The sequence below is a fragment of the Nostoc sp. UHCC 0870 genome (assembly GCF_022063185.1).
Lineage (GTDB): Bacteria > Cyanobacteriota > Cyanobacteriia > Cyanobacteriales > Nostocaceae > Trichormus.
In genome coordinates this window covers 3,778,179-3,790,723 of sequence record NZ_CP091913.1, presented here as the reverse complement: position 1 = coordinate 3,790,723, position 12,545 = coordinate 3,778,179, and the positions used below count along the sequence as shown (strand labels likewise).

The window sequence follows — 12,545 nt, the reverse complement described above, 5'->3', positions numbered from 1 at the left end:
ATTTGTTGCCTAATTTTGGATAATTTGTCTTATATGTAGTTTACTACAGCAAATTTACTGATATCGTTTAAAACTTGATTTTCTTAAGGTAATTAGGCTTTTTGGCGATGATGAATGCCCAAGACTGGCTAAAATACTGAAAATAGTTACCTGTGGTTTTTGACTAGATAGCCAGATATTCTTCATGAAAATTTTACACTAACTTCGTATTTTCCCTGTTTACACAAAGATTTCATCAAAATATCAAGATCCATCTCCGAAATATTACGGTTTTAGTTTAGTAGTTGGGTATATAGCTATAAACCTGAGAAGCTACCCAACGCTATGAAGCGATCGCACTTTGTCAAATTCACGATGATAGTTTTATTCTCCCTCAGCAGTGTTGGCGTTGTCGGCGGGAGTTTCTTTCTAAGAAAAGCGTTTAGTAGTAGCCAAAATCAAGTAATTACTGATACATCTCGTTATCGAGAAATCCGTCATCAACTCTGGTTAAGTCAAGAAGAAGTAAAGCATTTCCCTAGGGAAATACCGCAGGATACCGAGAATTTACGCATTGCTTACTCTCCGGGAGTTTCCCAAGCAAGTGTTTTCTTTCAAGCTAGACTCAAACAATCACCAGCACAGATTCAAAAATTACTGACACAATACAGAAAACTGGCAAAACGTCAATATCGGGGTGGAGACAGTAACGACCACGCCAATTTCCCCAATGGTGTACCAACTACTTTGTTCTACACCAGCGATTCTGGTAGTGAATCCTTTCCCCCTTCCTATGAAATATTAGTCTTAAATGCCCAGGATAAAGGTAGAGCCGGCTTTAAGTGGAATCACGGTAATAGTTACGGTGTAGCTATTGATAGTTCAGCCTCAGAAATTGTCTATTGGGCAGAAGCATGGTAAGACTAATTCTCTGTGCCTCTGTGCCTCTGTGGTTAAAAATAACTTATTCACCACAGAGACACGGAGACACAGAGAAAAATAGGTGTTTTTCTTAATTATTTTCGACTTTTACACCTTTCCAGAAAGCAACATAACCCTCAATATTCTTAGCTTTCTCCTTGGTGCTGGGATAGTACCAAGCCGCGTCTTTGTTGACTTGTCCATCAACGGCGATGCTGTAGTAACTAGCAACACCTTTCCACGGACAAGTAGTGTGAGTGTCACTTTCTTGGAAATACTGCTTGTTAATTGCGTCAGAGGGGAAATAATGGTTTCCTTCCACGACGACGGTTTGGTCGCTTTCAGCTAAAATAGCCCCGTTCCAAATAGCTTTCGGCATAAGTGCGTTTGTAATTAAAGTTTACACTTAACATTCTGACACTTCTACAGCTTTAATTAAAATTATGTTATGGCGGTTATCGCTTGAGGTATAAGAACCCCACCCCCAACCCCCTCCCCGCACGCAAGGAGGGCTATGAGATCGCTGGAAGTAAAGGAAGATGCAGGTAATGGATAGCTGAACTACTATAGTTTTGCAACTATTCATAAAACCTTTCTGTCACTTTCGGCTGATGGCACTAGTAATTGTTTTAATTAAGCTTTTATGTGAAGCCATGTTTTCCTAGTCGTATGCAGATGTAGGGAGAATCATGGATGGTGTGTAAATAAAAGTTTGAAACTCTTAACAACATTAATAACTATCGTACTTATGCTGAGAACCTCCGGCTTCTAGCCGGGGGATGAAAGCTAATTGTCTAATAAATTAGACAACATGATAAAATCAAATAGCGTGAATATAGGATGAAAAACTCCGTAACAAAAACGTATTCACGCATTTCACCTAACATTCAAGTAGCCATACAACTAGATTTAATCTAGTCGAGGTGGGTAGGGCATTTTGACAGTGCCAAAGCTAATTGAGTTATTTAACAATCAATTAGTAAACGTTGCGGAGAGGGTCTTTCAGACCCCGTAGCAACATCAGTTTAGAATCCTCCTGACTTCCAGTCGGAGGAGATGTCAAATTATAAACTTAGTCACACTATGATTATTAGACCTCTTGTATAAATGCTTAAGCTGTCATGTTGAGCGAAGCGAAACATCTCAAAGATTATACATTTCATTCAGAATGACACATCTGATTTTCGGACTTTTGCAAGAGGTCTATTTAATAAATATATACGTATAAAAGAAACTTTTTAGATATTCAAGGGGTCAAGGTTGTTGTGATTAAAGCAATACATACTCAAGTTAAAGGGAGAGCTAGATATAAAATCACAGAACTTTATGGTTCAATGGAATTAAAAGCATATTTAGAGCGATCGCTAGTCCAAAGCTCAGTCATATTACAAGTAAAGGCTAATACATTAACGGGTAATTTGTTGGTAATTTTTACACCGCAATATAATTATCAACAAATTCAAGCTTTAATTGAAAAAAATATATCAAAATTCACAAAAAGTCAAACAACAAAATTAATAAAACCTACTCATAAAATCACAAAAACTGATAGCAGCATCAAAGAACAAAGAACAGATGATTGGCATTTAATCCCCACAGATAAGGTTCTCCAGTCCTTCCAAACTTCACCGGAATCAGGACTATCGAGTCAAGCTGCTGCCATTAATTTAAGTAAATACGGGGCGAATGTCCTTGCAGAAACAGAATTGCGGTCTAATTTGAGCATCATCATTGAACAGTTTCAGTCTTTACCTGTGGCTTTATTGGGTGTAGCGGCAGGGGTATCAATTTTTACTGGTGGATTGGTTGATGCTGCGGTAATTTTAGGCGTAGTAGGTTTGAATGCAGTGATTGGTTATGTTACAGAAAGCCAGTCAGAAAGAATTATTCACTCCCTGAAACATCATCAGCAAACATCTGCTTGGGTAGTCAGAGATGGTCAGTCAATAGAAATACCCATTGAAAATGTAGTTGGGGGAGATATTTTAATTCTCAAACCGGGGAATTATTTAGCTGCTGATGCCCGATTGATTGCAGCAGATAATCTAAGTGTTGATGAGTCGGCTTTGACTGGTGAGAGTATCCCCGTTAATAAAACTACGGCATCTTTGATGGATGGAGATGTGCCATTAGGCGATCGCTTCAACATGGCCTACAAAGGTACTTATATCACAGGCGGTCAAGGATTGGCGGTAGTAGTGGCGACCGGCACATATACAGAAATGGGTAAAATTCAACAGCTAGTAGGCGAAGCCAAAGCCACAGAAACCCCCTTAGCCAAACAACTAGACAAAGTAGGCGGACAACTGGTGTTAATCAGTACGGGTATTTGCGGACTAGTCTTTGGGATGGGAGTATTACGAGGATATGGCTTAGTACAGATGCTGAAATCATCCATATCCCTAGCAGTGGCGGCTGTTCCCGAAGGACTACCCACAATTGCGACTACCACCCTAGCTTTAGGTATCCGCGATATGCGGAAAAATAAAGTTCTCGTGCGGAGTCTGGCCGCAGTCGAAGCTTTAGGTTCTGTGCAGACAATTTGCATGGATAAAACCGGGACAATTACCGAAAATAAAATGTCCGTGGTGGAAATTCACGCTAACACCAGACAAATTCAAGTTTCCGATGGGGAATTTTTGACTGGGGAGGAGAATCTTAACCCCTACACCGACGATGAACTATTAAAGCTGATTCATGTATCGGTGCTATGTAACGAAAGTGAAGTCAGCAAATCGGCAGATGGGGAGTATGCAGTTACAGGTTCAGCTACAGAAAACGCCCTGATTTACATGGCCATTGCGGCGGGAGTAGATGCGATCGCCCTGCGAGAAAAGTATCCTCTACTACAAACTAACCTGCGTTCCGAAAACCGTAATATTATGAGTACAATTCACCAAACTCATAATGAAAATAAATTTGTAGCTGTCAAAGGTAGCCCCGCCGAAGTAGCACAACTATGCCAATGCAGGATCAAAAATGGGCAAATAGTGCCTTTAGATGACGAAGAAAGGCAAACCATAGAAATTGAAAACGATCGCATGGCCGGGAAAGCATTGCGAGTCTTGGGCATAGCCTACAGCCATATAGATGAAGACCACAACTGCAACGGTAACAATCATAACCATGAATCAGACCTGATTTGGTTGGGTTTGGTAGGTATGGCAGACCCCATTAGAAAAGGCGCGAAAGCCTTAATTGCCGACTTCCATCAAGCCGGAATTGACACCGTAATGATTACCGGTGATCAAAGTCCTACCGCCTATGCGATCGCCAAAGAATTAGAATTAAACCGCGACACCCAACTAGAAATTCTCGACTCCACCAACCTCAACAACCTTACCCCAGAAGCCTTAACCGCCCTCAGCGACAAAGTAGATGTATTTGCGCGCATCAGTCCCAGTAACAAACTGCAAATCGTCCAAGCCTTGCAAGGTGCAGGTAAAGTTGTCGCCATGACCGGCGATGGAATTAACGATGCACCCGCCTTAAAAGCTGCCCAAGTTGGTGTTGCAATGGGTAAAGGTGGTACAGATGTCGCCCGTGAGGTTGCAGATATTGTCTTAGAAGATGACCGACTCGAAACCATGATTATCGCCGTCAGTCGGGGAAGAACGATTTATAACAATATTCGTAAATCCGTGCATTTCCTCCTGTCTACAAACCTCAGCGAAATCATGGTCATGACTACCGCTACAGCCGTGGGGATTGGTGAACCCTTGAATGCGATTCAACTATTATGGCTAAATTTAGTCACAGATATTTTTCCTGGTTTATCCCTAGCTTTGGAAGCACCAGAACCGGAAGTCTTAAGCCAACCACCCCGCAATCCAGAAGAACCAATCATCAAAAAATCTGATTTTGGCAGAATTACTTTTGAGTCAGCAGTCATCTCTGCTAGTACCCTCGCCGCCTATGGTTACAGCCTCGTCAGATATGGGATGACTCCCCAAGCTAGCACCATTGCCTTTATGAGTCTGACATCAGCCCAACTGCTACATACAATTAGCAGCCGTTCCGAAACCCACAGCATTTTTAGTAAAGAAAAACTCCCGAATAATTCTTACTTAAATGCTGCCATTATAGGTTCTTTTGGCATTCAAATTTTAGCGATCGCCATTCCCCCACTCAGAAATCTGTTGAAAATTACCCCAATTAATCTTGTGGATGGTGCTGTCATTGGTGCTAGTGCTGTACTGCCTTTGTTGGTAAATGAAGGAACAAAAGGCATAGGTGACAGGTGACAGGTTACAGGTGACAGGTTACAGGTTACAGGTGATAGGTTACAGGTGACAGGTTACAGGTTACAGGTGATAGGTTACACAGGAGATTTTACCCCAGTCCCCAATCCCCAATCCCCAGTCCCCAGTCCCCAGTCCCCAGTCCCCAGTCCCCAGTCCCCAATCCCCAATCCCCAGTACCCAAAAGTAGGTAAATTATGAAAAAAGACTTTATGTTTACATCAGAATCGGTGACAGAGGGACATCCTGATAAACTTTGTGATCAAATTAGTGATGCGATCGTCGATCGTTTTTTACAACAAGACCCCTACGCCAGAGTCATTACAGAATGCGCTGTTGCTACGGGTATTGTTTTTTTGGCTGCCAGATTTGAACCAAATACCAACGTAGATTTTACCAATATAGCCAGACAAGTTATTGATCAGGTTGGTTATAACCACAAACAATTTAATGGTAAAACTTGTAGTGTTTTAACTAGTCTTACAGAATTACCTCCTAATCAATATCACTTATTTGATGAGCAAAAATTATCTGATGAAGAGATAGAAAAAATTACGGTAACTAACCAAGCGACAGTATTTGGTTTTGCTTGCAAGCAAACACCAACGCTCATGCCCTTACCCATATGGTTAGCACATAAACTAGCTAGAAAAATGAGTGAAGTTAGAAATAAAAATATCCTAGATTATCTAACTCCTGATGGTAAAACTCAAGTTGGAATTGAATATAAAAATCGTCGTCCCTATAGAATCCATAGTATTACAATTGTTGCTAGTCAAAATAAACGCAAAAAACCTGAGCTAAAAAAATTGCAGGATGATATTAGAGAAACTGTAATTTTTCCGGTGTTTGAACATGAAGAAATTAAACCGGATGCAGAAACTAGAATATTTATCAATCCTGATGGCCCGTTTATTGTTGGGGGGCCTGCGGTGCATTCTGGTTTAACAGGCAGAAAAAACGCTATAGATACCTATGGCGAATATTCTAAACATAGCGGTTCAGCTTTAAGTGGTAAAGACCCTATTAGAATAGATCGAGTTGGTGCTTATGCTGCTCGTTATGCTGCTAAAAATGTTGTCGCTGCTAACCTAGCAGATGAATGTGAAGTGCAACTCAGTTATTCTATAGGTCTATCTCGTCCTGTGAGTATCCAAGTAGAAACTTTTGGCACAGGTAAAATATCTGATGATGAAATTACAATTTTGTTAGAAAAACATTTTGATTTTCGCCTAGCAGGTATTCTCAAAGAGTTTAATTTAAGACATTTACCTTCATTGATGAAAGGCGGATTTTATAGAAAGCTGGCTGCTTATGGTCATGTCGGTAGAGATGATCTAGATTTGCCGTGGGAGAAAATAGATAAAGTCAGTTTTTTTAAGTAGGGTGTGTGACGCTGCGAAAGTATTTGAACGTAGTCATGAGACTGATAGCGTCACGCACCAACCATCGATTGTGACACTTGCATAAGTCCTGGGTTTAAAGTCAGTGCTTTAGTGCTTATCCCTCAGTATAAGTATGGTATAGTTACCAAAGTGTAAGGGTAATTAACCACCCAAAAAACTGTATTGCTACCTAAAATGTAGACATTGTACCTTCCCTACAGGACGGTAAAGAGTATAGTTTTTATGTTGAGCCAATCTCTGAAAACTTCAGCGATCGCCATACCAAGTGTTCTCTGCAAAGTATTTTGATAATTCCCTGTAATCAAGTACGCTGGTGTTTTCGGCTGCTTCGGTAAAAGTTAGACGATCTCTTTTTTTGGCCAAGGTATTGATGTAATTATCTTATTTGGAGATGGAAATCTTGTGACAAACCAGATATATAGCCAATCCGTTTTGACATTTGACGGACAGTATGATTACATAGATTTGGGTAAAAATGATTTGGGTGGTGTGTTGGCTCAAGGGAGTTCAGCCTTTACCATTTCTGGATGGCTGAATCCTCATCAGCTAACAAATAAAGCTACTACATACGGAACGCGCAATGTTTTTTTGGCTCGTTCGTCAGATCGATATAGTGATAATTTTGAGTTCGGCATCAATGAATCAGGCAACCTAGATGTATATATTGATGACAATTTCCAAAGGGTGATTAAATCCTTTGGTAATGGAGAATTAACTGTTGGACAATGGCACTTCTTTGCCATTGTTTTTAATAAAGGTCAACTGTCTATATATCTGGATGAGCATGAGTTCTTTGACTCTTTTAAAGGCGACTCTTTAAACAAAGCTACTAGTCATTTGACTCTGGGTGCGACTTTACATAACAAAGTATATTTTACAGGCCAATTAGCTCACATTAGCGTCTGGAATTACCCCTGTCCCCCTGAAGAAATCCAACAGCATCGAGATCAGCCTCTAGTTGGGAACGAACCAGGATTAGTAGCTTATTGGAAATTAAACGAAGGAGAAGGAACAAGAGTAAAAGACGAGACTGGAAATGGCCATGATGGAAACTTGCGCGGTAATCCTCATTGGGATGTCGTACAACTTCCATTTGGAATGACACAATCATCGAACGAGAGCGACAGACAAGACCAAACAGCAAGTATTTCCGAAGAAGTAACCCCTGTGGAAACTCTAGTGCTGGAGGAAGAAAGCCAATTGGTTGAAGTAACTGCGATCGGTGAAACTGAGTTGCAGCAAGTTTCTGTTGAGGTTTCTCAAATTGAAGAAACTGACATCCCGGCGCAGGTAAGTCAGCCAGATGCTAAGAGCGATGAGGGAAACCTCAACGAAGGACTGAAAAACCCCCTTCCCGTGGTATCTCTGCCAGAAGAAGAGGTGAAAACTGTGAACCCAAAGGAAAAAAAAGGGACAAAAAGACAGAGCAACAAATCTGCGAACATACAAACTACCCAGCCAAAAGAAGAAAAAGCCGAAACAGCCCAAACTCAGGACGATATCCCACAGCAAACATTAACTCAGGAGCGATCGCCAAACAATATGAATACTCAAGCCAATCCCAAATATAAAATACTTGCCATTGATGGAGGCGGTATTCGAGGTATTATCCCGTCAATGATCCTGGCTGAAATTGAAAAGCGGACACAAAAACAGATTTTTAGTATGTTCGATTTAATCGCAGGGACTTCAAGCGGCGGAATTCTCGCACTAGGATTAACTAAACCGCGATTAGATATGGAGGCATCTGATAGTCCGCCCGTCGCCCAATACAGTGCCGAAGAACTACTGCAAATATATCTAGAGTATGGGGCTGAGATATTTTACGAGCCATTCTGGGAACAAGTATTTGGTCAGATAGAGGATATATTTATCCAACCAAAATATTCTTCAGAGGGGAGAGAAGAAATTATCAGGCAATATTTTGGTGATAGTCCGTTAGAAAATAATCTCAAAGAAGTTTTCGTGACGAGCTATGATATTGAGCAGCGAATTCCAATATTCTTTACTAACAAACTAGAAAAACAACAAATAGAATCGAAAAATTTTCGCAAGTTATGTTCAGGTTTTACTCTTACAGATGCAGCCTTAGCGACTAGCGCAACTCCAACTTATTTTGCTCCCTATCGCGTTGCGAGTTCCCATAACACCAACGGCTTTTATACATTAGTCGATGGCGGATTAGTCGCGAACAATCCGGCTAATTTGGCTATTTTAGAGGCGCAAATGAGTAGACAAGAAAATCAACCAGCCCTTCAGACAGAGGATATCCTATTAGTATCCTTGGGGACGGGTTCTTTAACGAGTGTCTACTCTTATGAAGAAGTTAAAAGGTGGGGACTATTGCAATGGGCAAAACCACTATTAAATATTGTGCTTGACGGTGGAAGTGAAGCAGTAGCTGGAGAATTAGAACGTTTGTTTGAGGCTAGTAACAAAGGTAATAAAAACTCTTATTATCGGTTTCAAACATTCTTAAAAAGTGAACTGGAAGCAATCGATAATGCCAAGCCAGACAATCTGCGGCAGTTACAAACTTTAGGCAATATACTGATTCAAGAAAAAAGTCAAGAAATCGATGAGTTGTGTAGTTTGTTATCAAACTAAATCTGAAGATGGGATACTTCTTACTCTGTGATACTGTAGGAGTTCTCTATCCCAAGGAATTGTTTGAGTTATGGAAAAATGGAGTCTTTAAATAAGCCATACTATAGGATAGTCGCTATACCTGGCGAAGGGATCGGGCCAGAAGTTGTCCAAGCTTCTTTAACCATTCTGCAACAGGTGGCTCAACTGGAAGGATTTACCTTACAAGTAGACTATGGCTGGCTCGGCGCAACTGCGTTTGAGCAATTTGGTAGCTACTTTCCTTCAGCCACCGCCCAACTGTGCGATCGCGCAGATGGGATTATATTTGGTGCGGTTAACCAAGGTGGACTACTAGAACTGCGAAAACACTTTGACTTTTTTTGCAATCTACGCCCGATTCGGATTGTCAACAGTTTGCTGCATAAATCTAGTCTGCGACCTGAGAAAGTTCAAGGACTCGATATGTTGATCGTTCGAGAACTAGTCAGTGGCATTTATTTTGGCCCATCTGGACGCTCTTCTGATGACCAAGGAGCTTACGGCTACCATACCATGCTCTATTACGATCACCAGATGCGGCGGATTGCTCGCAAAGCCTTACAGCAAGCCCAAAAGCGGCGAGGATTACTAACTGTAGCCCACAAAGAAAACGCTTTGCCTCATTTACCCTGGACTCGTTTAGTGCAAGAAGAAGCCACAGAATTTCCTGGTATTGTCGTTGAACCAATGCTGGTGGATAACTTAGCCATGCAAATGGTGTTGAATCCCCAGAGGTTTGATGTGATTTTGGCAGGGAATCTGTTTGGAGATATTCTCAGCGATATTGGCGGTGCATTAGTTGGCTCTATCGGCTTATTAGGATCAGCGAGTATGAACGCTGATGGATTTGGCTTATACGAAGCCATTCATGGTACAGCCCCAGATATTGCAGGTAAAGGTATTGCTAATCCCCTCGGCACTCTGGGAGCGTGTATTTTAATGCTTCAACAGTGGGGGGAAGAGCAGGCCGCTCAACGGATTATGCAAGCACAAGACCGAATTTTAGCCCAGGGATATAGGACAGCAGATTTATCTCCCCAAAAAGAGGAAATTTTGGTCAACACTCAAACCTTAGTTGACCTTTTGTTGGCAGAAATTTCCACCGAGTAACATTCTGAATCAGGAGTGCTTCATGAGTCATATAAATAGCGTTTTGCAACTGGGCGATGATATCAATACCGATGATATTATGCCTGCAAATAGGGCCACAACAGATGATCCTGAACACTTAAAACAGTATGCGTTAGAACATATTATTGGAGCAGGGGAACTACTAAAATACAATGTGATTGAAGCCGGAGAAAATTTTGGGTGTGGTTCGAGTCGAGAAGTTGCCCCCATTGCCCTGCAAGCTGCTGGGATTGAGAAGATTCGCGCGCGATCGTTCGCGGAAATTTTTTATCGCAATAGCATTAATATTGGACTACCCCTAGAAATTTTGGGGGAAAAACAGGAGAATCCAGTAGTTGATGCGATCGCCGCCGCCGGTGGACTGATGTCTTTTAATCAACTGCGTCGTCAGGGTAAAATCACCATTCCGCGCAGCCTGACCCCTAGCCGACCCATGACTTTAGTCGAAAAACTTTTGGCTAAAGCTTCTGGGAATGCCTACGTCCAGCCAGGAGAAGTAGTTTTTGCCTCCGTTGATTTAGCCCTATCCCATGATGCAGTAGCCGGCCCTGTAGCCAAGACCTTTTATCAACACTATGGAGAAGAGGCAAAACTCTGGGACTCCCAACGGGTGGTTTTGGTAGCCGATCACTTTATCCAAGTGAATGACATCCGTGCTGATCACAAAGCTGATGTCATGTATCAACAGATGGTTGAGTTTGCCAACGTCCAAGGATGCCACTTATTTGATGTAGTTTCCCCAGGAGAAGCTGCGGGGATTTGTCACGTTCTCCTGCCAGAAAAAGGATTTGTTCGCCCAGGAATGGTGATTGCAGGTACAGATTCCCATACCTGCACCTATGGGGCATTAGGCGCATTTTCCACCGGGGTCGGCACTACAGATATGGCGAATATTTATGCTACAGGGGATATGTGGATTCGTGTTCCCCAAACCCTAGTATTTGACTTATCTGGAACTCTGCCGCCTCACATCAGTGCCAAAGATATTATCCTATTTATCTTGGGACAAATCGGCTGTGCTGGTGCTACTAGTAAGGTAATGGAGTTTAGAGGGTCAATCCTGACACAACTACCCTTTGATGAACGGTTGACTTTAGCCAATATGGCAGTTGAGTGTGGTGCGCTATGTGGCTTGATTGTTTCTGATGAAGTGACCCGTGAGTATGTGCGAAACCGTAGCACCCAAGAATTTGCAGAGATTATTGGCGATGCAGATGCTGAGTACGAAAAAATTTATCAATTTGATCTCAGTGATTTAGAACCGCAAGTTGCACGTCCCCCAAAACCAGATCAGGTAGTAGCCATTAGTCAATTAGAAGATGTTCCCATTACCAAAGCCTTTATTGGCTCATGTACCGGAGGCAAACTCTACGATTTGGCTCAGGCTGCGGCAGTTCTCAAGGGTCGCCATATAGCCGCAGGTGTGAACTTGTTTATTGTCCCGGCCTCCATTGAAATTCGTGAAAAAGCCCAAGAGTTAGGCTATCTCGATATTTTTGCCCAAGCAGGGGCGCAGATTCTCAAGTCAGGTTGTGGGGCTTGTATCAATTCTGGATTGGGAGTTTTGGCAAAAGAAGAAACAGGGGTTTATGCAACCAATCGCAATTTTAAAGGACGCAGTGGCGATCCAACGGGCAAAAACTATTTGGCATCCCCAAGAACAGTAGCTATTTCAGCCGTCAAAGGAAAAATCAGTCATCATCTTGATTAAAGATTAAGCTATCAAATAAGGATCAAAAAACATAATACCCTGTGATAAGTTTGTAACGACAAGTGTAATGAATTTAGGTAATTACAATGGACGAAATTGCTAAAAAATTGGCCGGTCTCGGTGTTCCTGGTATAATTCTCGTGATTCTAACAGTCTCATCAGGAGGTAGCAATGCTGCTATTGTTGCTGCCCTCACAGCAGTGGGAGGGCCATTGGGTATCGTGGGAGGCATAGGACTTCTGGGTCTGACCACGGTTTTAGGGGATACTGTAGCGAGCTATGGAATAGAAGCTATTCTCAAGGCAGTCTATACAGAACGTGGCAAAACCGAATCTGTGAGATTTCTCCTCAAAGAAATTAACGATTTACCTATTTCTGATGAGCTAAAACTCAAACTAAAAAATCACCTTAGCCCAGAAGCCAACGCTTATACAGAGGCATCTGAGCAACCAAGAACAGTTGAAATTGTCGATGAATAATTTCACTCTTAGTGGGTCTGATTTGAAGTTGGTCAGATAGTAAAAAAAA

Annotated in this window: 8 protein-coding genes; 7 read left to right on the top strand and 1 reads right to left on the bottom strand. The window is 41.9% G+C overall.

Annotation, left to right across the window (positions count from 1 at the left end; all coding sequences use genetic code 11):
* The first annotated feature begins 324 nt into the window (after nt 1-324).
* Entirely contained in the window at nt 325-900 is a 576-nt protein-coding gene (locus L6494_RS15925) for a hypothetical protein (RefSeq protein WP_237988699.1), read from the top strand.
* Between the two features lie 91 nt (nt 901-991).
* Here the strand turns inward: L6494_RS15925 and L6494_RS15920 are convergent, their stop codons facing one another.
* Nucleotides 992-1,279 (bottom strand): DUF427 domain-containing protein, encoded by a 288-nt coding sequence (locus L6494_RS15920; protein ID WP_237988698.1) that lies wholly within the window; start codon nt 1,277-1,279, stop codon nt 992-994.
* A gap of 886 nt (nt 1,280-2,165) precedes the next feature.
* Here L6494_RS15920 and L6494_RS15915 point away from each other — a divergent pair.
* From L6494_RS15915 to L6494_RS15890, 6 genes are all read left to right on the top strand, one after another.
* On the top strand, nt 2,166-5,144 hold the full coding sequence (locus tag L6494_RS15915) for a cation-translocating P-type ATPase (protein WP_237988697.1): 2,979 nt from the start codon (nt 2,166-2,168) through the stop codon (nt 5,142-5,144).
* A gap of 194 nt (nt 5,145-5,338) precedes the next feature.
* Entirely contained in the window at nt 5,339-6,526 is a 1,188-nt protein-coding gene (gene metK / locus L6494_RS15910) for a methionine adenosyltransferase (RefSeq protein WP_237988696.1), read from the top strand.
* Nucleotides 6,527-6,949: 423 nt separating this feature from the next.
* Nucleotides 6,950-9,154, top strand: a complete 2,205-nt coding sequence (locus L6494_RS15905) for a patatin-like phospholipase family protein (protein ID WP_237988695.1) — start codon at nt 6,950-6,952, stop codon at nt 9,152-9,154.
* Between the two features lie 78 nt (nt 9,155-9,232).
* Nucleotides 9,233-10,285, top strand: a complete 1,053-nt coding sequence (locus L6494_RS15900) for an isocitrate/isopropylmalate dehydrogenase family protein (protein WP_237988694.1) — start codon at nt 9,233-9,235, stop codon at nt 10,283-10,285.
* Nucleotides 10,286-10,307: 22 nt separating this feature from the next.
* Nucleotides 10,308-12,017 (top strand): aconitase/3-isopropylmalate dehydratase large subunit family protein, encoded by a 1,710-nt coding sequence (locus L6494_RS15895; protein ID WP_237988693.1) that lies wholly within the window; start codon nt 10,308-10,310, stop codon nt 12,015-12,017.
* Between the two features lie 86 nt (nt 12,018-12,103).
* A complete protein-coding gene (locus L6494_RS15890; RefSeq protein ID WP_237988692.1) occupies nt 12,104-12,496 on the top strand; it encodes a hypothetical protein in 393 nt (130 codons plus the stop codon).
* Nucleotides 12,497-12,545 lie beyond the last annotated feature (49 nt).